Source organism: Pseudoalteromonas tunicata, from assembly GCF_002310815.1.
GTDB lineage: Bacteria > Pseudomonadota > Gammaproteobacteria > Enterobacterales > Alteromonadaceae > Pseudoalteromonas > Pseudoalteromonas tunicata.
Window position 1 is genome coordinate 1,083,624 of the sequence record NZ_CP011032.1, and the last position, 25,135, is coordinate 1,108,758.

Genomic DNA, 25,135 nt, shown 5'->3' on the forward strand with positions numbered 1-25,135 from the left:
TTTAAGTCGTGCTTACAAGAACAATGAGTTAGGAGAGAGAAATGACGTTTAGATATGGTATTGACCAGCTTAATCTGGATATCGTATGTGGGATTGCCGAGGGCACAATTAAAGCTGAGCTTTGCCAAGAAGCGATTGATAAAATCAATAACAGCCGTAAAAATGTCGATATTATGGCCAGCTCAGACAAAGCGGTGTACGGCATTAATACTGGTTTTGGCCCACTGTGCGATACCCAAATCTCTCCAGCACAAACCCATTTATTGCAAAAAAACTTGTTGATTACCCATGCGGTTGGCGTAGGTGAGTTGATTGATAAATCGATTTCTAAGCTGATGTTAATCACCAAAGTGCATGCGTTAAGCCAAGGTTTTTCGGGTATTCGCCTTGATGTGGTTGAGCGTATTTTAAAGTTTATTGAACTTGATTTGATCCCAACTGTACCAGAGCAAGGCTCTGTAGGTGCATCGGGCGATTTAGCGCCATTGTCGCATTTATTTTTACCTTTGATTGGTGAAGGCGAATTTTGGCAAGGTAAAGAAGTTATTTCAGCGGCAGAGGCACTGCGTGAGCACAAGCTTGAACCGCTTGAATTGCATGCCAAAGAAGGCTTAGCACTGATTAACGGCACACAATTTATTTTATCTCATGCTATTACTGCCCTTAAAAAAATGCGCTACTTGCTCGATTTAGCCGATGTAGCAGGGGCAATGAGTATAGAAGGTATGCAAGGCAGTCAATCGCCATTTAGAGCTGAGCTACATCAAATTCGTGCTTTTGCGGGTAATATTGAAGTGGCCACGCGTATGAGACGCTTTTTCAGCGGTTCACAAAACATGAATTCCCACAGCAATTGTAGCCGTGTGCAAGACCCCTATTCATTGCGTTGTATTCCGCAGGTGCATGGCGCATCACGTAATGCGTTTAATCATTTAAAAGAAATGGCTGAGATTGAAATGAACTCAGTGACCGATAACCCAATTATTATCAGCAGTGAAGAAGCTATTTCGGGTGGTAATTTCCACGGCCAACCACTGGCTATGGTGCTTGATTATACCTCGATTGCAGCAGCTGAATTGGGCAATATTTCAGACCGCCGTTGTTACTTATTATTAGAAGGGTTACATGGTTTACCGCGCTTATTAACGGCATCAGGCGGCTTAAACTCTGGCATGATGATCCCACAGTACACCACCGCTGCATTAGTAACAGAAAACAAATCCTTGTGTTTCCCGCCATCAGCCGACAGTGTGCCCACTTCTATGGGGCAAGAAGATCATGTCTCGATGGGCAGTATCTCGGGGCGTAAACTCAATCAAATTTTGGGTAATTTAGATAAAATTTTAGCCATTGAGCTAATGTATGCGGCGCAAGCCATTGACTTTAGACGCCCAAATACCTGTTCAGACATTATTGAACAAAACTTTGCATTAATCCGCGCTAAAGTTGCCAAACTTGAAGAAGATCGCCTACTCAAACCTGATATTGATGCAATGATCTCGTTAGTAAAAACACAAGCACTGATAGTGAATTAAGGGGCCAATGACAATGAATGTAAGCATGAGTTTTCAAGAGCAGATTAAGCAAGGGATCCCAACCGTATTGCCAGCGGCAAAGCCGTACCCTGCGGATGCCAATCGTGCGCCAAAACGTAAAGATATTTTGTCGGCCGACGAAAAACAGTTGGCACTGCGTAATGCGCTGCGTTATTTCCCACAAGAGTGGCACCAAGAGTTAGCTGCAGAATTTGCTGAAGAATTAAAGAGTTTTGGCCGTATTTACATGTATCGCTTTAAACCAAACTACGCACTCAGTGCGCGTTCGCTTAGTGATTACCCTGCTAAATGCGCTCAAGCTGCAGCCATTATGCTGATGATTGATAACAATTTAGACCCTGCTGTGGCGCAGCACCCCGAAGAGCTTATTACTTATGGTGGTAATGGTGCGGTATTTCAAAATTGGGCGCAGTATTTATTAGCGATGAAATACTTAAGCGAAATGGAAGAAGACCAAACACTGCACATGTATTCAGGCCACCCAATGGGATTATTTCCATCATCGGTAGATGCACCGCGTGTGGTCGTGACTAACGGCATGATGATCCCTAATTATTCAAAACCCGATGATTGGGAAAAGTTTAATGCACTGGGCGTCACACAATACGGGCAAATGACGGCAGGGTCGTTTATGTACATTGGTCCACAAGGGATTGTACATGGCACCACTATTACGGTGATGAACGCATTTCGTAAAGTGCTTAATAAAGGCGAAAGTCCAAAGGGTAAGATTTTTTTAACCGCAGGTCTTGGTGGCATGAGTGGCGCACAGCCTAAAGCCGGTAACATTGCCAACTGTATTACGGTATGTGCTGAGGTCAACCCAAAAGCGGCAACCAAACGTCATCAACAAGGGTGGGTTGATGAGCTGATTGATAACATGGATGCCTTAGTTGCGCGAGTAAAACAGGCGCAAGCAAATGAAGAAGTGGTGTCGATTGCGTTTATTGGCAACATAGTTGATGTGTGGGAAACCTTTGATGAGCAAGATATTTTTATTCATTTAGGGTCTGATCAAACCTCACTGCATAACCCATGGTCGGGCGGTTATTATCCGGTTGATATTAGCTACGAAGAATCAAACTGTTTAATTCGTGAAGAGCCTGAGCTGTTTAAGCAAAAAGTGCAAGCGACCTTAAAGCGTCACGCCAGTGCGGTAAATAAACACACTGCCAAAGGCACTTATTTCTTTGATTATGGGAATGCTTTTTTACTCGAAGCCTCACGTGCGGGTGGCGATGTGATGGCCCAAAACGGGATTGATTTTAAATACCCATCGTACGTGCAAGATATTTTAGGTCCAATGTGTTTTGACTATGGTTTTGGCCCGTTTCGTTGGGTGTGTGCCTCAGGTAAGCCAGAAGATTTAGATAAAACCGATGCTATTGCGGCGCACGTGCTGACTAAAATCATGGCCGAATCACCAGAAGAAATTCAGCAACAAATGCAAGACAACATCACTTGGATTAAAGACGCAAAACAAAACAAGTTAGTGGTCGGCTCACAAGCACGTATTTTATATGCCGATGCAGAGGGGCGCATGGAAATAGCTAAAGCCTTTAACGATGCAATTAACCGCGGCGAAATTGGCCCTGTGGTTCTTGGGCGCGATCATCATGATGTGAGCGGCACCGATTCACCATTTCGCGAAACGTCAAACATTTATGATGGCAGCCGTTTTACCGCAGATATGGCGATTCATAATGTGATTGGTGACAGCTTTCGTGGTGCAACCTGGGTGTCAATCCACAATGGTGGCGGGGTCGGTTGGGGTGAAGTAATTAACGGTGGTTTTGGTATGTTGCTAGATGGCACTGCCGATGCCGAGCGTAAACTCAAATCAATGTTATTGTTTGACGTGAACAACGGTATAGCTCGTCGTAGCTGGGCGCGAAATGCTGAAGCTAACTTTGCCATTAAACGCGAAATGGCACGTACACCTAAACTTAAAGTTACGCTGGCTAACTTAGTTGATGACGCGGTGTTTAACAATTTATCACTGTAAGGTTGTCAGTGGTTAACGCGTGAGCGAACAGCGAGGCATAGCCTCGCTTTTTTACGGCTTTTCTGTAGCTTGGTCTTTAGGCCAACATAGCTAGGCTCATTATTAAATACGCTTTGCGATTGTCCAGTTAAAACCTAACCAACAACAATAACCAGCCACTAACTATAGGCACAATAAAACCAAGGGAAATCAAATTTCCATCACTTAGCCAAATTTGTTACAATTAATAACTTGATTCAAGTGGAGGATGAATGAAGTTATTATATTGGTTAGATGAATGGTTAACACTTTCGCGCGATGAGCAACAAGCTCGATTACCGATGCGCGGCGATGACTTACTCGATGATGTTTTTGTTAAGTATGATTTTGTAGACCTCGATAAACCCTTACTCTTCACCTTTTCACCTGCCGGCACCAATGTGCAAGAGCAGGACCTCCACAGTGATTTTGCCCCTTGGGGTTACAAACTCGGTAAAAAGCAAAACGTTAATATCATCTCGTTCCAACACTTAGGTAAAAGTAATTGGTTTCGCAGTCGTAATTTAATCTTCTTCCTTGAACAATTATCACCCTTACTTGAACCATTTAATCAACGTTTAGGTTATGGTTTAAGCCGAGGTGGTTTTGCGGTGGGCGCGTTTGCCAATTTGCTAAAACTTGATCAGGTTTTACTGTTTCATCCAGTTAGCACTAAAAATAAACAGATAGCGACCTGGGATGACCGTTCAAGCACCGATATAGCTCAGCAGTTTGATTGGCAAGGAGATTACCACGATTTAGATTTAGGCCATGCCAAAGGCTATATAATCTACGACCCAACCAATCACATTGACCGCATGCATGCCAAGCGTTATCAGCAGTTAACCCATTTACGGGTGTTTGGTATGGGGCATGGCACCCATGCCACATATTTAAATAAATTTGGCTTTTACAAACAGGTTGCGGTTGATTTTATTGGTAATCAGCAAATTGAAATTGCTCAATTTCGCCAGCAAACTAAAACATTGCGCTTTAAAGAGGATTATTACAAACGCCTTAATAGAGCCAATAAAAACTCGGCGCATCGCTTAGGATTACTGAGCAAAGCGCATAATATTGTGATTGGTGAAAAAGAAGAGCATGTGCAAGAGCATCAAGCGCAAATCGACATTCAGCCGCTGATTGATGTGGCCTTAAAATACCAAGATAAGCACCCTGAAGATGCAATTGAATTGTTAAAAGTGGCGCAGCAACTCGCTCCCGATGATCCGCTGGTGGAGCACAAACTCAAGCAACTTGAGTAACGCTGTTTTGAGTTAAGATAGACAAAAAAGGGATGTAATGATTACATCCCTTTTTTTGTTTTAGAACCCTTAGTTAAGGGCGTTTTTTTGTTGTAGATTCATTGGCCGAGTCGTCATCTTGCGAGTTCAGGTCTTTCATTTGACCGTGATTAAACGAGTCGGAGTTATTTGTATCGTTGTTTGTATTGTCGCTAAAAAGCTCGCCTTGGCGATGATTTTTAAGGGGGTGATAGGTTTCTGCATCATTGTCCATTTGAGCAAGGTCATTAACTTCATCAATATCATCAATATCATCAAGTTCTTCAGCTGTATCACCGTCATCAACTACCAGCATTTGTTCATGAGCGGTGGTTTCTTCAATGCGTGGATCCATGGTTGAAGCAAGCGGTGAATTGGTCACATCAGAAGTACCCATTACATAATCGCTCGGCTCTGGTTTTTCGGCTTTTTGTTTAGAATTAATGAAGCTCAGTAATAAAAACATCACCACAGTTAACAAGCTGATTGAGGCATACAAGGCTTGGTGGCCAAAATAAGTCATGATTTGGGCATTGACTGCTGAACCTATAGCGGCACCACCGCCAAAGGCAACCAATAATGCAGACGACACACCGACGCGGTCTTCATCTTCAACCCGCGAGTTGGCCAATGCCGAAGAAAGTGGATACAGGGTAAAGGCAAATAAACCAAAAATAAAAGTCAGGATATAGGCTTGCAGTTGTGCCATCGGCAGTAAAAATAACGCCAAGCTAATCACCCCAATCACTACTGCATTAGTACGAATTAAAATACTACGGCGAATTTTATCTGACAGTAACCCCATCGGCCATTGTGCCAATAAACCGGCAAAAATAGTGACCGACATATAAATAGCAATTTGCTCGGCGTTAAAGCCTGATAAGCTTGCAAACGTGGGAGCAAGGCCATAAAAACTACCATTGATAATACCGGCAAATAACACAGCAGTAAGTGACTGCGGCACTTTTTTAAAGAAGCCAAATAAGCTCATTTGGATTGGTTTTAACGGTTTAGGGTGAATTCTGCGGGTGATAGAAATTGGAATAATGCCAATAGCCAACGCCATACAGACTAAAAACAGCGGCGCATAACCCAGCTCAGGAAATTGTGCTAGCGCAAATTGGCCTAAAATCATCCCTAAATAGGAGGTGATCATATAAAACGAAAAGACTCGGCCACGAGATTCTGGCGCGGCCTGTTCGTTAAGCCAGCTTTCTAGCACCATGTAATTACACATCATGCCAAGGCCAACAAAAAACCGCAGAGCTAACCAAATATAGACATTATCGGTAACGCCATGCGCTGCCACGCACGCAGTTACTGCCGCAGTGCTTGCGGCAAAGGTTCGAATATGGCCAACCGATTTTATCAGTTGATAGCCCAGTTTTGAGCCAAACAACAACCCTAGGTAATAACACGAGGTCATTAACCCTATCCAGAAAGTCGAGATGCCATGTTGGCCTAAATAGAGTGCTAGATAGGTGGTGAGTAAACCGGTGCCAATAATTAAAAATAAATTGGCAAAATACAAAGAAGGAAATGATTTCATTTAAATACAAATTATGAGCATAGACAAACAGATACTAGAGGAACGAGTGGGATTTTCCAAGTGGTAAAGGGAGTGACTTTGTAATCAGCAGAGCAACCGCCTTTGTTTTAAGTGCCGCGCCATGCTTGTGATTTGTGGGTTTGTGGGTTTGTGGATTTTTGGATTTGTGTGGGTGCAAGCCAGCTTGCAAAGGCGGGCGAAGCTCGGTAGCTTTTGAGCTCGGGCTTTAGCCCGACGCTTGTTGCATTATGATTTTTTATCCCAGAGTACTTTTTCACCACACAGTACACCGATGCTTCGCTCACAGCGAAAAGTTAAGTGAGTAAAGCCAACTAATTAATAGCTTTTTCTTTCCTCTGTGTTTCTCTTAACCTCGGTGGTTAACCTTCTTTTTCACCAAAGAAAGCTCAGCGGTTAAAAGACTTTCACCACAGAGGGCACCGAGCGCTACGCTACACCGAGCTTTTGATTGTTAATATCCGTGTTTGTTTGGAGATTTTATCGTAGGTGCAAGCCTGCTTGCGAAGGCGAGCGCAGCTCGGCCGTTTTTTCATCGCTATAAAATAGCTTGCTTGTAATAAGTTGTAAGGAAAATAAACTTGTATCTTATTGTTTGTTATAAGGTTTATCGATAACCTTGTAGATAATTGCATTTAAAAATGTGAAATAGGGGTTGAAGTTAAGTTTTACTTTTTATGATCAAAGGCAAAAGAAAGACCTGATCCCAATGATTCTAGGCTTAGACTCAAGCTGATAAATCATTTTGAGTAAATAGCGGTCAATCAAACGTCATGATGTATGAAGTCAAGATTTGACCCTGAGGGATCCCTTAGTACCTTTAATAGCGCTACACAATTGCAACAATATACTTACAAAACAATAAGTTGTATTTTTAAACTCATTTTATTACCATGTATTTACCAACGAGAAATGTTGGTAAATACATGGAGATTAATGATGAAAGTAACACCGTTAGCGTTGTTTTTTCTTGCAGCTGTAACTTCTGCGCAAGCAAATGAGCAACCATTTGTAAATGGTGAGTATGAGGCTGCTGCTGAATACTACAGAGAGAAACAAATCAATGCAGATTATTATAAGGGCTTTATTAATACCCTCAATGGCTACAATAATGCTTATACCGATGATATGCAGCGTCAGCTCATTGCCGACGCCGAAGTGAACTTCAAAAATGTTATTACCAACGAAAGTCAAGCCCAAGCGATTGGACTTGATACCTTGGTTTGCGAACAATACCAGGAAAATAACAAAATCTATGCCTGTGCTGCAGAAATCAGCATGTATCAAAATAACATTTCGTTTGATGATGATGTGCTAATCAATTTTTTATTTGACTCTTTCACTTTTGAAGATTTAAAGAACCATCTTGTTGTGACCAAAGCCTGCAATAAAACCGAAGATCATTGCAAAATATACAGTACTATGATTTATCGACAGGAGTCATAATATGAGACTGCATATTCTTTTATGGTGCTTATTCTGTATTATTTCCACATCTACGCATGCAATCGAGCGTGTTTCAGTAATAGGTGAGCGTCCTAATGCACGTACTACCGACCTTGATGGGAGTTACGTAAGTGGAGGTGGAAGTGGAGGTGTTCGCGGTGGCAGTGGTGGCACCAGCAGCAACATACTGACACCAGCACAAGAAGCTGAAAAAGACGCTGAATACAAGGATGTAAAAGCCCGTTCTATGACCACACCAAAGCAAAACCCCGGCGAAAGTGCCAAAGATTATCAAAAACGACTTGTTGATTATTTCAACCGACTTGCTAATGACTATCAAAGCTTTGATACCAAGTGGAAAAAAACAAAACATACAAAGAAAATCGCGGATATGCGTAATAGGGCAATCAATGCGCAAAAAGCTTATAACGGTATTTTGCGACATGAAGAAAATGTCCGGCGTGGTCAAGAACATGAGAGAAACAAGCAGCGAGATAATAACAGATGTACTCCAAAAGGAGTTAAACATCCAGTGATAAAAGCTATCGAACTTATAAACTGTCTTGATTTATTACCATAGATAACTAACTTTGTATCATCCAGCACCGTAAGCTGTACTGGATGATACACTCTATTTAAATAGTTGAGATACAAAATGCACAACCACATACCTACAGAACAAGACTGGGAAGGTTATCAAGACGACATTGATGCTCGTTATGCCTACGAATATTTTTTTGGTAAAACCATCTATGAGTTAACAGAGGAATTTCGCCAGTCAGTGATTGAAAGAGCAGACGAGCTGCGTTTTATGCCTGTTCGCCCCTTTCGTTATTATATTTTTGCCCTTAGTCACTTCATCATGGAGGATAATTATCTTGAAGGTGAGGGGGACATGGCGGTCGATTGCCTATTTACCTTAGTGCTGGAAAAACTTAATGAATACCCCGAAAATATTCTACCGGTGATGGAAAGATTACTGCCATCGCTACAATTTATGGCCGATAATGTCGAACGCTATAATATCTCAGAAGAAATTTATGGCTCAGTGCCTAATCGCCTACAAACCATATTACAACGCTACCGTATGCTGCAACACTAAAGGTTAGAGGCAAGGAAGAAGCAAGCATCGTGAAAACTCGACACTCACAAATATCTCGTTGATTTTAAATAGTAGATAGATTTTTTAAAAAATGGGATCCTCGGATGAATAAGTGCGTCCGGAAATGATTAGACTTTTCCGATTTTATAATTCAGCATACGGACGTATCTCTATTGATGTAAAGTTGGCTAAAACAAAATATTTGCCAGTGTCTAGTTTTTATTCGACTTCATTATTCAAGTGCGATGGTTCTGTAAATAGATATTTCGGCCAATTCATGTCTCTTCGACATACCCTATATTTGTTAGGGTGTAATAATGGTCATAAGGGGAGAACGGTTTTAGGTTTTTCCCGGTGCGCATTGTAAATCCGGTATTTTTAGATGGTTTGAGAATCAGTATGAACATTCATTTTTTAGGCACTTCATCGGGTAACCCGTCAAAATATCGCAATGTTTCTGCGACAGCGGTGCAATTTGAACGTTATAAAACGTGGTTATTGGTCGATTGCGGTGATGGCACGCAGCAGAAAATTTTACAAGCTGGTTTGCCGCTGTATCACCTTAATGCGATTTTTATCACCCATACTCATGGCGATCACTGTTTTGGCCTGCCAGGTTTATTATCCTCAGTGAGTATTGCTGGGCGCAAGTTGCCACTATTGTTGCTAGCGCCACAGTCGGTTATCGATTTTGTTTTACATGCACTGCGTTTAACTGAGGTCGAACTGGGGTTTGAGCTGCAACTGAAAGCATGGGAGCCCTTGCTTGAGAGCGCCCAAGCGTTGCAACTAGAGCAGTGTAGAGTGACGCTGCATCCGTTACAACATCGTACGGCATCGGTAGCGTTTAAGATTAGCGAAAGCCATGTGCCCATACGTGTGTTTAGCGCGAAGTTGCGGCAACAAGGAATACCCCGCGGTCCGCATTTGGCATTACTGCAACAAGGTCTGGATGCGGCTTATGCAGGCCAAACACTGCTAGCCTCAGATTACAGTTACCTATGCTGGAGACCGCGGCAAGTGGTGATTGCTGGTGATAACGAAAACCCCAATTTACTGAAATCCGCTTGTGCGAAAGTGGATGTCTTAGTACACGAAGCCACCTTTATCAGTGCCGATTTACAACGTATTACTAAAGCTACAGGACACAGTTGTGCCAAACGGATTGCCGAATTTGCTGAACGCCTCGGCATCCCGCATTTAGTATTATTCCATTTTTCTGCACGTTACCACGGCCGCGGCATGTTGGCACCGTTAGAGTCAGAAGCTAAAACCTATTACCATGGCCAGTTAACCTTAGCCGATGACGGTTTAAGCCTACACATCGAAAAACAATTTGCGGTTACAGAAAGCAAAAAAACTAGACACCCATAAACGGTTACAGAAAGCAAAAAAACTAGACATAAATATCTCATTGAAAAATCACAATAGTGAGTCTAATTTTAATTAATCACTTCATGTTTTTGTGGCTACTTTTTGCAAAATAAAGGGGGCACAGGCAAGACGTTCGTTAATTGATTTAGACTCCACTCCTTCTATTCCCATTTAACAAAAGCACTGCATTAGCCGCTGTGTTCGCAGGGCATTTTTAGCGGGATTTGATAAATATTCCGGTCAAAATTTTGAACACCGTCGGGCTTGGTTAGTTGGGCGATTTAAACTGTTATTTTTACCCAACGAATGAAGTCTTTGCGATTGATATTGCGGCCTATGCGGTGATGTCGAATCATTACCATTTGGTGCTTAGTGTCGATAGAAGTCGGGCATTAAATTGGTCAAAAGAAGAAGTGATTGAACGTTGGTATCAGTTGTATCATGGCACAATTTTGGTCGACCGCTATCGCAAGGGTGAGCAGCTAGATAAAGCCTATATGTACAGCGTTGATAAAACAGTGGAAGTGTGGCGCAACAGGCTTTTTGACATCAGTTGGTACATGCGACTTTCGTTTTAAAATAAGTAAACGAGTTTATTGCCAGAAAAGCGAATAAAGAAGATAACTGCACAGGCCGATTATATTCGCTGCCATCTATGGCGCTCACCCTTCGGGCTGCCTAGTGGCATTAAAATTCATTCCAGATGAATTTTTTGGAAGGGCGATTCCTTTTAAATTAAGATCAATCTCAAGCCTTACTAGACGAGCAAGCTGTACTGAGTTGCATGGTGTACATTGATTTGAATCTAATCAGAGCCAAAATGGCGAAAAGCTTAGAAGATAGCGACTTTACATCAATTCAAGAACGTATTGAGCATTATAAAAAGCAGCTAACTTCTGAAAACACCGAACAAGTTACTCGGCAACCAAAGCAACTTATGGCGTTTGGCAGTAACGCAAACAATCAAACCATTCCATTCAAGTTACTGGATTACTTGGAACTTGCCGATTGGAGTGGCCGACATTTTGACCCCAAAAAACGCGGGGCTATCAGCAACATTCAACACAAAATATTAGTCGAATTGGGTATAGAAACCGCAGTTTGGCTCGAAGCCGTGCAAAATATCAGGCGGCAATACAGTAACTTTGCTGGCCAACCCAATGCCATAAGGCAATGCGCGCATCAGCATCAACAAAGTTGGTATCGCGGGGTAGGTTAGCCATCCCCCTAAGGTTTAATTTGCATAAATTAGGTATCGACCTAGTTTTGTCATGCCTGAAATTACGAGTGCTCGCCTATTTCACATCAGATAGACCTATCAGCATTTCTAATTGTTAAACACTGTACTCCCAATTTTATTCGAGCTGCACTGATCAACTAATCACCTTATTTAAGGTGAATTGCTGAAAGGCATTTTTAATTATAATATTTAAAATCAATGAGATATTTATGGCTTGTTTTTGTTCATTTGCCATTTTGTTTTTACCATTTTGTGTAAATGGTTTGATTTTAGAGTGACAGGTTGTGGTTAAAGAGCCCAAGGATTCGAGCTCTTAGGCTTAAACTAGAGATTATCGGCCATAGTAATTACATTCGCCTCGTGTTGTATAGCCCGTTGAGCTTGCTTTATACCAACCAGAGCCTGGGCTAAATTGCGCACAAGTTCTGAATCCATTCACTTTGCTAGCATATACATACCAATATCCCGTACCAGCAGATGCTATTGGCGAAATTGTTAATGCAAGGGTGGCAGCTATTAAAGAGGCTTTAATTAATTTCATGACATATCCTGTATTTATTTAGTGTAAAAAAGGCGCTTTAAAATCTGTGTGAATTCTAATTTCAACAGATTAATCAGTACCGATATTAGCACCTTGAGTGTTGTGCGTAAACATCAGGGCATTTTAAATAACAAACATATATGTAGGATGTAAAAGTAAATTTTATCAATAGGTTAAGTATTGTTTCTCATCGTTCTTAAGTTGAGTGAACACAGCTTATTTCGGACGGCTGATTTTAAAAACATCACCTAAATCAGCATATTCAGCGGCGCCTAAACGAGCGAGAGGGTCAAGCCCTAGGGCATCGATTTTATGGCGGCCTTTGTTATCAGCTTCGATAATGTCATCGGCAACATAAGCCTTTAAAACTTCAACAAACATTAACTTCATTGGCAGCTCACCCATGTCGATCACTTTATGTAATTTACAGGCATACGCCACTTTACATTGTTTAATGCGACCAAGGCTAAAACCATCAAAATCAACGAGGTCTAAATCAAGTAAATCTAACTCAGAGCTATCATTTGGCAGGGTTGTTGCCGATTGCGTTACCTCATCAGCAAGATCAGAGCTTGCAATGTGGATCACTAATTCGTCTGTAGCTTCAACATTCACCGCTGAGTCTTTATATTCTCCCGTTGGTTTTTGCCCAACGGCATACATCAAAATAGGTGGATTTGAACTCACCGCGGTGAAATACGAAAAAGGTGCAAGGTTTAATACACCTTGTGGGTTTTTAGACAATACCCAAGCAATAGGACGCGGGATTAGCGTTTGGGTTAGGGTATGATAAATGGCATTTGGCGAAATGCTAGAAAAATCAATGATCATAAAGGTACTTAGTTGCTATGAATGGTGGCTAAAGAACTGCAAACATCGCATGTTAACTGGGGTATGTAAAGCTTAGCTAAATCACTGAGTCGTTATAAGTGAAAGGCGTTAACATTTATTTTATGCCTTGCTTGATGGCATTGGTTATTTGACCGATTTTGATGACTTTTTATTGGTAGCAGTGCTAAATTGGCGGCCATATAGAGTCCGTACTTTGTTTTTGTGTTGGATTAATGCAAAACACGGTTGTTGATGGCGTTTAATGGTGGAGTGATAGATGTTTGAAAATAAATGGCAAAGCGTGAGCTTTTTTATCGGCATACTTTTTTTAGTATTAAGTATCGCGTTTATTGTATTGGTTGGCTTTGATTATCAAGTGTTTTTGCTCGGTACATTTTCTGCTACGGCGTTTTTTATCACTTATGCTGCCAAGCAAGCGAGCCAATTTAAACAAGCTAACCAACTGGCTTCTTTATTGCAGCGCCATGAAAACAAGCTGCAGATTTGTAATAAGCATCTTTCACCTTCGTATTTAAATGAGCCTGTTGAAGTTGAGATTAGCCAAATTAGCAGTATCACTATTTTAGCAGCGTCACTGTCAGTGCAACTGATGCAGGATGAGCAATTAAATCAGTTTACCCTAACAGGGAGCACTACTGAGATTAAACAGCGCGTTGAGCAATTATTAACTGAACAAGAGTTACAGCGTATTAGCATTCAGTAAATGTACACTTATCTTGAACAAGTCACCGTCTTTTTAGGGTGACTTGTTTCTTTGAAGGGCTGATTGCGCCACTTTTTGCTCCCCGAAATTACAGTTTTTTCAGTTGTTGCATCGCTTCTTTTTTGATGTTTTTGTCAGGATTGAGTGCCAGTAGTTTTTGATAGCCTGTTTTTGCTTCTGCATATTGCTGGTTTTTTGCAAGTAGCTGACTGTTTAGTAATAAGAAATAGTGATGCTCAGAGTCGTTCACTGTGTCGTATTTCAGCAGTGTTTTACAGGCATCAAGCCCGTGTTGTACTGAGCCAATATCATTAAGTGCAAATGCTGCGGTGAGTTGGCAGGCGCTTAGCCACTTTACATAACCTTGGTTGTTAGGCGGCGTGAGTTGGCACGCTTGACTGAATAAGTCTGCCGCCCGATCTTGCTGCTCAAATGTCCATAATAGTTGCCCCATTCGTTCTAATAGCTCGACATTTTGGTCATAACGAGGCGTTAATTGCGCAATGAGTTGTAAAGCTGCCGCCTTATCTTCAGTGTTTTGTAGGTAGTCCATAAGAGCAAGTTTGGCAAAACTGGAAGGTTGGGTTTGTAGTTTATCAACAATCGGTTTTTGCAGCTCGCTTTGACCGCCGAGCATGGCCGGTTGGCCATATGCTTTGGCTGCTTCTACTTGAAAACGTGGATTATCGGGAGCCAGTAAACCGGCTGTTATCATCGATGTGACGGACTGTTTGTAAAATCTCATTCGGCTAAATAAGCCCGCATTTTTGGCAAGTTCACTCCAGAGCAACCCCCCGTAGTAGTGACCATAGGCATTATTGGGATGCGCTTTGATGAAATTGTTAATAATAGCTTCGCCATGATCGGGGTTGAGTTTTACTTTTGCGGCCATGGCTAACGCTGCTGTTTGTTCACTCAGCGGCGAGGGCATGGCATTGATTGTGGTTTGTACAAAAAGGTAATCACGGTGGAAATAGGCATTCTCTATATTTGCTAAGCTGGTAGTTGCCTGAGCAGTACAAGCGAATGTAATAGATACTGCACTGATAAATGCGAGCAAGCGAGTACTTGAGAATTTAAGGGGTAATAATAATTTAATGTGTAGTGTCGGCATAAACATAAACTTAAAGAGAAACGATACACAGGCAGAGCAGATTTAATGCCATATTGGTTTAATATTAAATATCAATTAGTTAAGTTTTTATTTAATACTGTTTATTCTCAGCTGTATCGAAATTGAGATAATACCAAGCCTGTATTGTGTCGTTTTTGGGATGGTAAAGCAGTGCACTCTTATTGATGTGACAACAAATATTAATGCCGCTTCATAGCCTTGGGCGATCGAAAAAAGATGTTTTAGCGTATTGAATAAATTGTTTTTTACTATTTCGTCATTATCACATGCGCCCACCGATAAATATTGTTTGGTTTAAGCGAGATTTACGCTTGTCTGATCACGCACCGCTGCAGCATGCTTTTGCTTCCTCCATTCCGGTATTGCTCATTTATAATTTTGAGCCTTTATTGCTCGATGACCCTCATTACACTGCACGCCATTGGCGGTTTGTTTGGCAATCGCTTGCTGATTTAAATCAGCAGTTAGCTCGGTTTAAGACACAAATTTATATTTTTAGTGAGCCGATGATCGCGTTACTGCAGCGTTTAGGAGAGCAATTTGAGATTCGGGGGTTGTTTAGCCATCAAGAAATTGGGCTTAATAATACCTTTATGCGTGATAAAGCCGTCAGTGCTTGGTGTCACAGCAACAAAATTGTCTGGCATGAAACACAAACTGGCGCAGTGGTGCGAGGCAAAAAGCATCGACGAGATTGGCAGCAACTTTGGCAAAACAGTATTTTATCTCAGGTATCGACTCCTAATTGGCAGCAACTTAATACAGTGTATTTAACTGATTATCAAGAACTAAAGCTTGATGAGCGTTATCAAATGGTTGATGAAAACTTTCAGCTTGGTGGGCCTAAACAAGCGCGTGCTTTAATCGCGAGTTTTTTTGTAGAGCGCGGGGTGGGGTATCAAAAGGGAATTTCGAGCCCGAGTTTAAGCCGTTTGCATTGTTCGCGTTTATCGCCTTATTTGGCTTGGGGTAATGTCAGCCTGCGTCAGGTTTATCATCAAGCCATAGGTCACTATGAAATTGCAAAACGCGGTTGGCGCAAACCTTTAGCGGCCTTTATTTCGCGTTTGCATTGGCATTGCCATTTTATGCAAAAATTTGAAAGTGAATCACGCATCGAGTTTGAGCCGCTAAACATGGCTTATTTGCATTACCCTTATCGCACCGATGAGCAGGTTGAACATGATTTGGCTCTTTGGCAGCACGGCAATACAGGCATTCCTATCATTGATGCGTGCATGCGTTGCTTAAAGCACACCGGTTATATTAATTTTCGTATGCGGGCGATGCTGGTCAGTTTTGTGACTCACCATCTTAATATTTCATGGCAACAAGCAAGTATGCCGCTGGCGCAGTATTTTCTTGATTTTGAGCCGGGTATTCACTACCCACAAATTCAAATGCAGGCCTCTGTTACCGGCATGAATACCATCAGGCTTTATAACCCAATTAAACAATCGCAAGATCAAGACCCCGATGGCGTCTTTATTCGCACATGGTGCCCAGAGCTTAAAAACTTGCCGAGCGAATATATTCATCAGCCTTGGCTGCAACCGCCAATGGAAGCCATTTTTAATGATTTTGACTTAGAACGTGATTACCACCCGTCGATGATTGACCTTGATATTGCCGCCCAAATAGCCCGCGAACGCTTGTGGGGATTTCGTGAGCGAAAGGATGTGCAGCAGGCAATAGGGGCAATTTTAAAACGGCATGTGAATACTAAAGCGTTCAAAAAAACCAAAGCTATAAATAAAAGCAGCTCATAATTTCATTGATTTTTAAATCTAGCTTTAACTTGGGGTAACTTTAATGTATTGATAATTAAGGTTGTTCATCTAATGTTTATCAACAAAGCCACTTGATATACGTTTTTCTAAGCTTAGTTATTTAAGGGCTTAAACCAATGTTGAGTGTGATTAATTATATAAACTAGCGATAGCATCACTGGTACTTCAACTAATACGCCAACCACGGTTGCAAGTGCCGCCCCTGAATGTAAACCAAATAAAGAGATAGCTACGGCAACAGCCAGTTCAAAAAAGTTTGATGTACCAATTAAGCTTGCAGGCGCTGCGATATTATGGGGTAGTTTTAGCCATTTGGCTGCCGCGTAGGCAATGATGAAAATACCATAAGTTTGGATCATCAATGGAATAGCAATTAAACCAATCGTTTGTGGCTGGGATACAAGGGTATTAGCTTGAAAGCCAAATAATAAAACGACCGTTGCTAATAAACCAATAACAGAGCAAGGTTTTAATGCAGATAAGAAATGAGGCAGTGCGTGAGCGCCTTGATTTTTATTGATGAGGTGGCGAGTGGTAACACCTGCAAATAACGGCAGCAACACATACAATAGTACTGAAATCAGTAAGGTTTGCCATGGCACTTGAATATCGCTGACGCCAAGTAATAAGGCTGAAATAGGTGCAAATGCAAAAATCATAATCACATCATTAACTGAAACTTGAACTAGGGTGTAATTAGCATCACCTTTTGTAAGTTGTGACCAAACAAATACCATTGCAGTACAGGGGGCAACACCGAGTAAAATCATGCCGGCGATATACTGCTGCGCTGATTGGGCATCGACCATATCGGCAAAAATAATATGAAAAAACAACCACCCTAAACCAGCCATAGTAAAGGGTTTGATCAGCCAATTAATTACAATGGTGAGTAACAGCCCTCTTGGATGGCGACTAACATTTTTGATGGCGGAAAAATCAATTTGTACCATCATGGGGTAAATCATAACCCAAATAAACAGCGCGACCACCAAGTTAACGTGGGCAATTTCAAGTTGGGCAATGGCTTTAAATACATCAGGTTGCCACAAACCGAAGACAACCCCAAATAGCATGCTTAACCCCACCCAAACAGACAAAAAGCGCTCAAAAATCCCCACGGTAAATTCCTTAATTATTATTTGCTTGTTCGTCTATCGGCTGGTTTTCATCTGCTTTATTCACACTTCATAAGCTATTTTGTTTAATAACAACAAACTCATTAACTAAAATACAGTTTAGGAGAGATTTAAACTAAACAAGCAAGTTATTTGGTTAAGTTGAAAAATTTATAACTTATCAATTACTTATGTAAATTTCAGTCTGCTAAAATTGATACCAGCGAAATTGCCAAGTTCTGATAAATCAAAGTTATAGTGATTGATTAGATTGATTTTTAATTTCAATACGCTTTGATGTCTTTATTTTAAGCGCAAAATTGAGAAAAAATTACTTGATTGAGGCTTGCAAAATTATTGAGTTAAAAACAAATTATTATCTTATTCATCAGCTTAAAGACAAGCTACACTTGAGAAAAGTATTTTAGAGGAGGTAAGTCAATGCAAGGACGTTTTTTTCCTGCGCTTTTAATGGCATCGAGCTTACACAGTGTTTCTGTATTTGCAGCTAATGAAAGTAATGACGATTTATTTACTCTGAGTATGGAAGAGCTGCTTGATGTAACCGTCTCGGTATCGAATAAAACTGAAACAAAAATTAACTTAAGCCCCGCTTCGGTGAGTTTGTTTTCAGAGCAAGATATAGCAAGCTTAGGAGTCACTAATTTAATTGAATTATTGCAACATGTGCCTGGGTTTTATCCTGTTTTTAATTCGGTTGAAGGCAATCAATCCTATTTAGTGACACGAGGGCATGCACAAAAATACGCTAATACGGTTTTGTTTTTACTTAATGGGCGACGTATTAATGAAGATTATACCGGCGGCATTAATTACCTCATTCGTCATTTTAATTTAGCGAGTGCCAAACGAATTGAAGTGATCCGAGGTACGGGATCTGCACTTTATGGTGCTAATGCATTTAATGGTGTGGTTAATATTATCACTGGAACAGAGAGTTATGTCAGTGTTTCAGGTGGCAATAATGGCATGATCGCGGCAGACTTTGCACTCAATGGCCATCTTGGTGAGCTCAATTGGGGATTAGCGGGAGCTTATTATCAAGATGATGGCGAAACATATCATAATATTTACGATAGACTCGGTTTACAAACCAGCACTCAAGACCCAATAGATAGTCAACAACTCGAATTAAGCCTTCAATACGCCGATTTTAGTTGGCATAGCTTTTTACAGCGTTCAGCCTTTGAAGATTACTATTTATTTCGCAGGGTTAGCGATGAACACAATCAGGTTCAGCTTGAAAACTGGATCCATCAGCTAGGTTACCAATTTTGGCGACAGGGTGGTGAGCATTTAACCCTCTCAGCACAATGGCAAGAAGGCGAGCGACAATCATTGGCAATGTTAGCGCCTCAAGACAACGAAGAGTTTGTGCAAGCTGACTTTTTATTTGGTGAGCAATTTAAATATCAGTCATTACAACTTGCTCTGGAAGGAGCAAAAAAACTTAATAATGATTGGCTGCTTTCGGCGGGCCTTGAATGGAGCGAAAGTAAACTGCCTGATGGTTTCGTAAAAAGCAATTATAACTTATATGGCGACCTCGAATGGCTCGAGAATGTAACGGTCTTTGACCTACCACAGCAACGCACTGTGCTTGATAAAACGCGTTTTATTCGCAGTGCTTATTTACAAACTCAAACTGAACTAACTGATACGCTTAATCTTACTATGGGATTACGTTTTGACGGTTACAATGACATTGCCAGTAAGCTTAATCCTCGTTTAGCTTTGGTTTACCAGCCCGCAGAACACCATGTTTTAAAAGGTATTTATGGTGAAGCATACCGAGTGCCATCATTGGGCGATTTATATGATGAAGAAAGTGGTTTAACCCAAGGAAATACTTCATTGCGCCCATCGACTATCAAGTCCTATGAGCTGATTTATAACTATACCGGTAGTGATTTTTTTATCTCAACCACATTGTTTCATAATGATATTGCTGACTTAATTGGTTTTGATTCAGGCGATACGGTTGCACTTGCTAATATCGCCAAAAGTAATGCATCTGGTATTGAGTTAGAGTGGCGCTGGAATGTCACTGAGTCTGTGCGTTTACAAGGCCATAGCACGCATTTATTTGAAAATGAATCTGAGATCAAAGCACAAGCGAGTTTGGTGCCTTCAGAGCAACTAAGTCCAGATAATTACATGATGACCTTACTTGATTGGCAAATCGCGAGCCAATGGCAAGCACAATTACAATGGTCGTATCGCGATAATATTGCCATCACAGATGATCACAATACGTTATCACTTTTGAATGCTTCAATGGTATTTTTGCCCGCAGCAGGACATCGCTGGCAATTAAAGGTCAGTAATTTACTTGATAAAACATATCAAGTGCCGGTTATTCAGCAAATTGGCAGCAGTAATGGTATTGCAATTAATGAGTTGCCAAGTCGCGGGCTAGCGGTGAGCATAAAATATTCTTGGCACTTTTAAGCGGTATAACACGATGAATTATGAAGAATTAAAGGCTTATTTATTAGCCAAACCTTTTGCTACGCTAGATTTTCCATTTGGTGATGATGTTTCAGTGTTTAAAGTAAAAAATAAAATGTTTGCGCTGGTTGGCACGCGAAATAATGTGATGATGATTAATCTAAAATGTGACCCCGATGAAGCAGCAGCTTTGTGTGATATTTATAGCGCCATCACTCCTGGCTATCACATGGATAAAAAGCATTGGATTAGCCTTTATTTTGATGGTTCAGTTGCTGACAGTGAAACAATGCGCTTAATTGATAACTCGTTTAATTTAGTGATAAGTAAACTCAGTAAAAAAGAGCAGCTGAGTATCAGGCTGCTCAACCATGTTACTTAGCTCACCTCAATTCTTAGTAATAAAGCTAGCTCAAACTGCGATTTTAAAGTTAAAAACTTTGAGAAGATTGTTATCAGCTTGCCTTTGGCTTATCCATCCGTTGTATTGCCTTCAAGTATTCCTGCTTAGCATATAATTTTCATATTGTTCAAAGCATTAGTGGTTTTTTGTTATGGCTTCAGCTTTCTCTGAATAAATAAATTTTTTTATGTAAATTTTATATCCTTTTTAATAAGAGGTTTGGTATTTTAAAAGCCATTGATATTTTTAGGATTTAGCATGCAAGGCGATGTGTCGTTAGCGCGGTTTAAACAGTTTCCCTTATTAATGTGGATTTTTTTGTTTGGTTCGTTTATCACCCGTGGTAGCTATTACATGGTTTGGCCATTTTTAGCTGTGATCTTGTACGAAAAATTTGCTTTAACCGCGACCGAAGTTGGCTTGGTACTTTCAAGTGCGGCTATTATCTCGGTATTTACCAGTTTTATTGGCAGTTCGTTATCAGACAAAGTGGGTCGTCACCGCTTAATGTATGTGACGGGGGTTTTGTATGTGGTGTCATTTTCACTGCTTGCATCGGTTAATACCGTAGCCGGTTACGTGGTGGTAATGACTTTGTGTTCAATAGCGACTGCACTTTGGCGGCCCCTGACTTCTGCGGCGATTGGTGATTTAATCACCGATGCGAAAACCCGCGAGCTTGCCATGCAGTCGCTTTATTTTATTGTTAATGTGGGTTGTGCGGTGGGTCCCTTGCTGGGTGTTTGGCTTGGCCTGACGGGTGAGCAATCGAGTTTTTATATTACTGCTGCTGCATTTGCGTTGTTATTGCTGCTGCTGTTTTGGGGTTTTAGTCGACATCATAGTCAATTAAAGGCCGCTCAAGTGGCTGCATGCGAGGAGCAGAAAACACCCGAAACGGCGCACAATAAAAGTAAAATTCTCACGGTATTACTGCAAGACAAGCTGTTGCAATGCCTGATTTTAGCCAATATTTTATGCATGTTTATTTATGCACAAATGGACAGTTCGTTAATTCAATATTTAACCCGAGCCAATGCGCCGCAGTTACTTGAACTCATATCAGCATTAATTTTTACCAATGCGGTAGTGATTATTTCAACCCAATTTATTTTACTTAAAATGATGGCCCGGTTCGAGCTCACGGTGCGCATTCGAATTGGTTTGGTATTGTTGATGGTGTCGCAACTTTGGCTTGCCGCAAACCCTCTTGATTTATTTTGGGGTTGGATAGGCGCTATTGTGATTATGAGTTTGGCCGAAGCTATCTTATTCCCAACCATGAATGTACATATTGACCGCTTGGCGCCGGCTCACTTGCGTGGCGCGTATTTTGGCGCAGCTTCTTTTTATGATCTTGGTTTTGCATTGGCACCACTCGGTGGTGGAATTATTTTGGATTATTTAGGGGGCAGCTGGTTGTTCCTCATCGGAGCTTTATTGTGTTTAGTGGTCATTTATTTGTATTCGATATTAGAGGCATTACCACGGCCTGATTTTGTGCGCTCAACCTCTTAATGGTGAGCCAAATCTTAAGCAGTGGTTTATGCGGTAATTTTATAAACTAGGTGTGTGCCTTTGGTTAAAAATGCGGATCGCCATAATTAGGGCAATGGCGCCAATGAGGCTGCTCATGATGTGGTGCATCACAAGGTGGCCAACAATAAACGTTGCCACATCTTGCCAACCATCAATGAAAGTGAGTTTTAGAATTAAGCCAAAGTAAACGCAAAAATGAAGGATTAAGCCCGTTTTAAATAAGCGGCTAAACTGATTTTTCTGTTCAGGGTTTAAGTAATTAAGGCGGCTGCTGAGCACTCCTAATGCAATAGTAGCAATAAAAATGGCAAGCAACCCTAAGCCTAAAAATGATACTTTTATAAACACAGCACTAATAACAAACCATACCACTCGCATTATCTTATTTCCTCTTTTATAAAGGCGCACAATAGCGTTAAAGGTCAGTGTTGGCTAGCACCAAACAGCTTGTTGGTGGCGATTTAATAGCAAGGTTAATCTTATTTTAGATTCGATTTAAATTGTGTTTACCCGAACCATTTGGCTGACTGTTTTAGTGGCTACATCTCTAAAAAACCACACTCTACCGCAATTACATTGTGGTTTTTGATGGGGCTCTTACTATGCCACTATCGCGATTTCGCCATAACTCTAAATAAAAATGGAAGTGCTGTGATGCATAAACCAATCGTTACTTTTTTAAGCTTGGCAGTGTGTGCTGCGTTAGCCGGTTGTACCGAGCAAGCTGCGACACCATTAACGCCAACTAAAATAAGTGTCACTGAGCAAGCCGCTGCACCTGTTGTAGAAAAAAATACGTTATTAAAAGCATTTAGCGGTCCATATAATGGCGTACCAGCTTTTGACCAAATGCAATTGGCTGATATTAAACCTGCTTTTGATTATGCAATGGCTGCTAATTTAGCCGAAATAGATGCCATTACAGCTAACCCGGCTGCGCCTGATTTTGATAATACCATTGCAGCTTTAGAACGCGCGGGTGCTGATTTAACCCAAGTATTTACCTATTACGGTATTTGGCGCTCAAACAAGTCAAGCGCTGAGTTTCGTGCTATTCAAGGTGAAATGGCGCCAATATTATCGGCTTTTAATTCGAAAATAACTCAAAATGAAGCGTTATTTAACCGTGTTAAAGCGGTCTATCAATCGGCTGATTTAGCAACACTAACCCCAGAGCAACAACGCGTTACTTGGTTGGTTTACAATAATTTTGCCCGAAATGGTGCGACGTTAAACGAAGCAGGCAAAGCTCGTTATGCGCAAATTAATCAAACTTTGGCAGGTCTTCACACTCAATTTGCTAACAATGTGTTGGCCGATGAAGAAAAATACGTGTTGTATTTAACCAAAGAGCAATTAGGTGGTTTATCTGAGTCATTAATTGCAGCTGCTGCGGGCGCGGCTAAAGAGCGTGGCAAAGAGGGCATGTATGCCATTACTAATTCGCGTTCATCAATGGATCCATTTTTAACCTATTCAACCGAGCGTGCGTTGCGTGAGCAAGTATGGAAAACCTATTATAACCGCGCCGGTAATGGTGATGAGTTTGATAATAACGCCATTATTAAAGAAATTTTAACCCTACGTGATGAACGCGTTGCATTACTTGGTTATGACAATTATGCAGCATGGCGTTTAGAAGACCGCATGGCAAAAACACCTGAAAATGCGATGGGTTTAATGAACAAAGTATGGCCAGCAGCCATTGCCCGCGTTAAAGAAGAAGTGGCAGACATGCAAGCCTTGGCAAATCAGCAAGGTGCTAATATTACCATTGAGCCTTGGGATTATCGTTTTTATGCCGAGCAAGTGCGTAAAGCAAAATATGATTTAGATTCAAACGAAGTAAAACAATACCTGCAATTAGATAAACTGCGCGAAGCGATGTTTTATGTAGCAGGGCGCTTGTTTAACTTTAACTTTACTCCAGTTGCTGAGGGTAAAGTGCCTGTATTTCATGAAGATGTAAAAGTATGGGAAGTGACCGATAAAACGTCGGGTGCGCACATTGGTTTATGGTATTTAGACCCATACGGCCGTAAAGGTAAACGCTCTGGCGCTTGGGCAACCACATATCGCAGCTATACCGCGTTTGATGGCGAAAAAACGGTTTTATCATCAAACAATTCAAACTTTGTTAAAGCGCCTGAAGGACAACCAACCTTAGTTTCGTGGTCTGATGCTGAAACATTCTTCCACGAATTTGGCCATGCACTACATTTCTTATCGGCTAAAGTGGCGTATCCAACCTCAAATTCGGGGGTACGTGATTATACTGAGTTTCAATCGCAGCTTCTTGAGCGTTGGTTAACAACAGATGAAGTGATCAGTCGTTTCTTAGTACATGCTAAAACGGGCGAAGTAATGCCAAAAAGCTTGGTTGAAAAAATCAATCGCTCAGCCACGTTTAATCAGGGTTTTAGCACCACAGAATATTTAGCATCAGCGATGATGGATATGCTTTACCACACCACCGATCCGGCGTTAATTGACCCTGCAAAATTTGAGCAAACAGAGTTGGCTCGTTTAGGTATGCCAAAAGAGTTGGTGATGCGTCACCGCAGTACGCAGTTTGGCCATATCTTTTCAGGCGAAGGCTATTCTGCTGGTTATTATGGCTACTTATGGGCTGAGGTCTTAACCTCTGATGCGGCAGAAGCATTTGCAAAAAGTCCGGGTGGATTTTATGACCAAGCAATGGCCGATAAACTCGTTGAGCATTTATTCTCAGTGCGTAACGCCATCGACCCTGCGCAGGCTTATCGCCTATTTCGTGGTCAAGATGCTGACGTGGGCGCCTTAATGCGTGACCGTGGTTTTCCAGTTACACAATAAATACTATTTTAGAAGTTCCCCAACCAGTAAGGCCTCTTTTGAGGCCTTTTTTTATTGCGTTAAAGCATCTGTTTTTTAACCATAACAGGTAGATATTGGTATTTATCGAATTTTATTTGAATCACTGGGTTATTTGCTGGATATTGGTTAAAACAA

21 protein-coding genes are annotated in these 25,135 nt (G+C 41.2%); 15 read left to right on the plus strand and 6 right to left on the minus strand.

What is annotated here, in order from left to right; genetic code table 11:
- Positions 1-41: 41 nt before the first annotated feature.
- The 3 genes from hutH (at position 42) to PTUN_RS05020 (ending at position 4,844) form a co-directional block, all read left to right on the plus strand.
- Positions 42-1,535 carry a histidine ammonia-lyase gene (gene hutH / locus PTUN_RS05010; RefSeq protein WP_009838609.1) on the plus strand — a complete coding sequence of 498 codons (1,494 nt, stop codon included), beginning with the start codon at positions 42-44 and terminating at the stop codon, positions 1,533-1,535.
- Positions 1,536-1,548: 13 nt separating this feature from the next.
- A complete protein-coding gene (locus PTUN_RS05015) occupies positions 1,549-3,561 on the plus strand; it encodes a urocanate hydratase (RefSeq protein WP_009838610.1) in 2,013 nt (670 codons plus the stop codon).
- A gap of 251 nt (positions 3,562-3,812) precedes the next feature.
- Entirely contained in the window at positions 3,813-4,844 is a 1,032-nt protein-coding gene (locus PTUN_RS05020) for a hypothetical protein (RefSeq protein ID WP_009838611.1), read from the plus strand.
- 73 nt (positions 4,845-4,917) lie between these two features.
- Here PTUN_RS05020 and PTUN_RS05025 read toward each other — a convergent pair whose 3' ends face one another.
- A complete protein-coding gene (locus PTUN_RS05025) occupies positions 4,918-6,411 on the minus strand; it encodes an MFS transporter (protein WP_009838612.1) in 1,494 nt (497 codons plus the stop codon).
- Positions 6,412-7,365: 954 nt separating this feature from the next.
- Between PTUN_RS05025 and PTUN_RS05030 the strand changes: the two genes are divergently transcribed.
- The 6 genes from PTUN_RS05030 (at position 7,366) to PTUN_RS05055 (ending at position 11,570) form a co-directional block, all read left to right on the plus strand.
- Positions 7,366-7,875 (plus strand): hypothetical protein, encoded by a 510-nt coding sequence (locus tag PTUN_RS05030; protein WP_157579380.1) that lies wholly within the window; start codon positions 7,366-7,368, stop codon positions 7,873-7,875.
- A 1-nt stretch (position 7,876) separates the two neighbouring features.
- Positions 7,877-8,455, plus strand: a complete 579-nt coding sequence (locus PTUN_RS05035) for a hypothetical protein (protein ID WP_009838615.1) — start codon at positions 7,877-7,879, stop codon at positions 8,453-8,455.
- Between the two features lie 75 nt (positions 8,456-8,530).
- On the plus strand, positions 8,531-8,977 hold the full coding sequence (locus tag PTUN_RS05040; protein ID WP_009838616.1) for a hypothetical protein: 447 nt from the start codon (positions 8,531-8,533) through the stop codon (positions 8,975-8,977).
- 399 nt (positions 8,978-9,376) lie between these two features.
- Positions 9,377-10,351 (plus strand): ribonuclease Z, encoded by a 975-nt coding sequence (locus PTUN_RS05045; RefSeq protein WP_009838617.1) that lies wholly within the window; start codon positions 9,377-9,379, stop codon positions 10,349-10,351.
- A 272-nt stretch (positions 10,352-10,623) separates the two neighbouring features.
- A complete protein-coding gene (locus PTUN_RS05050; protein WP_009838618.1) occupies positions 10,624-10,929 on the plus strand; it encodes a hypothetical protein in 306 nt (101 codons plus the stop codon).
- A 242-nt stretch (positions 10,930-11,171) separates the two neighbouring features.
- Complete coding sequence (locus PTUN_RS05055) at positions 11,172-11,570, plus strand: hypothetical protein (protein WP_232285008.1); 399 nt, start codon at positions 11,172-11,174, stop codon at positions 11,568-11,570.
- 352 nt (positions 11,571-11,922) lie between these two features.
- Here PTUN_RS05055 and PTUN_RS05060 read toward each other — a convergent pair whose 3' ends face one another.
- Positions 11,923-12,132 (minus strand): hypothetical protein, encoded by a 210-nt coding sequence (locus PTUN_RS05060; RefSeq protein ID WP_009838621.1) that lies wholly within the window; start codon positions 12,130-12,132, stop codon positions 11,923-11,925.
- A gap of 216 nt (positions 12,133-12,348) precedes the next feature.
- Entirely contained in the window at positions 12,349-12,963 is a 615-nt protein-coding gene (locus PTUN_RS05065) for a flavin reductase family protein (RefSeq protein ID WP_009838622.1), read from the minus strand.
- A 277-nt stretch (positions 12,964-13,240) separates the two neighbouring features.
- On the opposite strand from PTUN_RS05065, the gene PTUN_RS05070 reads away from it, so the two are divergent.
- The gene (locus PTUN_RS05070; protein WP_009838623.1) at positions 13,241-13,687 is read left to right on the plus strand and encodes a hypothetical protein; all 447 of its coding nucleotides are present in this window, start codon (positions 13,241-13,243) and stop codon (positions 13,685-13,687) included.
- An 88-nt stretch (positions 13,688-13,775) separates the two neighbouring features.
- Here PTUN_RS05070 and PTUN_RS05075 read toward each other — a convergent pair whose 3' ends face one another.
- Positions 13,776-14,801, minus strand: a complete 1,026-nt coding sequence (locus PTUN_RS05075) for a tetratricopeptide repeat protein (RefSeq protein ID WP_050760034.1) — start codon at positions 14,799-14,801, stop codon at positions 13,776-13,778.
- Between the two features lie 287 nt (positions 14,802-15,088).
- Between PTUN_RS05075 and PTUN_RS05080 the strand changes: the two genes are divergently transcribed.
- Positions 15,089-16,591: a cryptochrome/deoxyribodipyrimidine photo-lyase family protein gene (locus PTUN_RS05080; protein WP_009838625.1), complete on the plus strand. Its 1,503-nt coding sequence runs from the start codon at positions 15,089-15,091 to the stop codon at positions 16,589-16,591.
- Positions 16,592-16,704: 113 nt separating this feature from the next.
- Here PTUN_RS05080 and arsB read toward each other — a convergent pair whose 3' ends face one another.
- A complete protein-coding gene (gene arsB, locus PTUN_RS05085) occupies positions 16,705-17,733 on the minus strand; it encodes an ACR3 family arsenite efflux transporter (RefSeq protein WP_009838626.1) in 1,029 nt (342 codons plus the stop codon).
- Between the two features lie 438 nt (positions 17,734-18,171).
- Between arsB and PTUN_RS05090 the strand changes: the two genes are divergently transcribed.
- The 3 genes from PTUN_RS05090 (at position 18,172) to PTUN_RS05100 (ending at position 22,123) form a co-directional block, all read left to right on the plus strand.
- Entirely contained in the window at positions 18,172-20,202 is a 2,031-nt protein-coding gene (locus tag PTUN_RS05090) for a TonB-dependent receptor plug domain-containing protein (protein ID WP_009838627.1), read from the plus strand.
- A 13-nt stretch (positions 20,203-20,215) separates the two neighbouring features.
- Positions 20,216-20,584 (plus strand): MmcQ/YjbR family DNA-binding protein, encoded by a 369-nt coding sequence (locus PTUN_RS05095; RefSeq protein ID WP_009838628.1) that lies wholly within the window; start codon positions 20,216-20,218, stop codon positions 20,582-20,584.
- A gap of 279 nt (positions 20,585-20,863) precedes the next feature.
- Complete coding sequence (locus PTUN_RS05100) at positions 20,864-22,123, plus strand: MFS transporter (protein ID WP_009838629.1); 1,260 nt, start codon at positions 20,864-20,866, stop codon at positions 22,121-22,123.
- Positions 22,124-22,162: 39 nt separating this feature from the next.
- Here the strand turns inward: PTUN_RS05100 and PTUN_RS05105 are convergent, their stop codons facing one another.
- Positions 22,163-22,522, minus strand: coding sequence for a hypothetical protein (locus PTUN_RS05105; protein WP_009838630.1), 360 nt, complete (start codon positions 22,520-22,522; stop codon positions 22,163-22,165).
- Positions 22,523-22,798: 276 nt separating this feature from the next.
- Between PTUN_RS05105 and PTUN_RS05110 the strand changes: the two genes are divergently transcribed.
- Complete coding sequence (locus PTUN_RS05110; RefSeq protein ID WP_040643938.1) at positions 22,799-24,979, plus strand: M3 family metallopeptidase; 2,181 nt, start codon at positions 22,799-22,801, stop codon at positions 24,977-24,979.
- Positions 24,980-25,135: the final 156 nt, after the last annotated feature.

Excerpts from the sequence above, each read along its gene's own strand:
- hutH (WP_009838609.1), top strand. The coding sequence starts at position 42 with ATGACGTTTAGATATGGTATTGACCAGCTTAATCTGGATATCGTATGT.
- PTUN_RS05015 (WP_009838610.1), top strand. The coding sequence starts at position 1,549 with ATGAATGTAAGCATGAGTTTTCAAGAGCAGATTAAGCAAGGGATCCCA.
- PTUN_RS05020 (WP_009838611.1), top strand. The coding sequence starts at position 3,813 with ATGAAGTTATTATATTGGTTAGATGAATGGTTAACACTTTCGCGCGAT.
- PTUN_RS05025 (WP_009838612.1), bottom strand. The coding sequence starts at position 6,411 with ATGAAATCATTTCCTTCTTTGTATTTTGCCAATTTATTTTTAATTATT.
- PTUN_RS05030 (WP_157579380.1), top strand. The coding sequence starts at position 7,366 with ATGATGAAAGTAACACCGTTAGCGTTGTTTTTTCTTGCAGCTGTAACT.
- PTUN_RS05035 (WP_009838615.1), top strand. The coding sequence starts at position 7,877 with ATGAGACTGCATATTCTTTTATGGTGCTTATTCTGTATTATTTCCACA.
- PTUN_RS05040 (WP_009838616.1), top strand. The coding sequence starts at position 8,531 with ATGCACAACCACATACCTACAGAACAAGACTGGGAAGGTTATCAAGAC.
- PTUN_RS05045 (WP_009838617.1), top strand. The coding sequence starts at position 9,377 with ATGAACATTCATTTTTTAGGCACTTCATCGGGTAACCCGTCAAAATAT.
- PTUN_RS05055 (WP_232285008.1), top strand. The coding sequence starts at position 11,172 with ATGGCGAAAAGCTTAGAAGATAGCGACTTTACATCAATTCAAGAACGT.
- PTUN_RS05060 (WP_009838621.1), bottom strand. The coding sequence starts at position 12,132 with ATGAAATTAATTAAAGCCTCTTTAATAGCTGCCACCCTTGCATTAACA.
- PTUN_RS05065 (WP_009838622.1), bottom strand. The coding sequence starts at position 12,963 with ATGATCATTGATTTTTCTAGCATTTCGCCAAATGCCATTTATCATACC.
- PTUN_RS05070 (WP_009838623.1), top strand. The coding sequence starts at position 13,241 with ATGTTTGAAAATAAATGGCAAAGCGTGAGCTTTTTTATCGGCATACTT.
- PTUN_RS05075 (WP_050760034.1), bottom strand. The coding sequence starts at position 14,801 with ATGCCGACACTACACATTAAATTATTATTACCCCTTAAATTCTCAAGT.
- PTUN_RS05080 (WP_009838625.1), top strand. The coding sequence starts at position 15,089 with ATGCGCCCACCGATAAATATTGTTTGGTTTAAGCGAGATTTACGCTTG.
- PTUN_RS05090 (WP_009838627.1), top strand. The coding sequence starts at position 18,172 with ATGCAAGGACGTTTTTTTCCTGCGCTTTTAATGGCATCGAGCTTACAC.
- PTUN_RS05095 (WP_009838628.1), top strand. The coding sequence starts at position 20,216 with ATGAATTATGAAGAATTAAAGGCTTATTTATTAGCCAAACCTTTTGCT.
- PTUN_RS05100 (WP_009838629.1), top strand. The coding sequence starts at position 20,864 with ATGCAAGGCGATGTGTCGTTAGCGCGGTTTAAACAGTTTCCCTTATTA.
- PTUN_RS05105 (WP_009838630.1), bottom strand. The coding sequence starts at position 22,522 with ATGCGAGTGGTATGGTTTGTTATTAGTGCTGTGTTTATAAAAGTATCA.
- PTUN_RS05110 (WP_040643938.1), top strand. The coding sequence starts at position 22,799 with ATGCATAAACCAATCGTTACTTTTTTAAGCTTGGCAGTGTGTGCTGCG.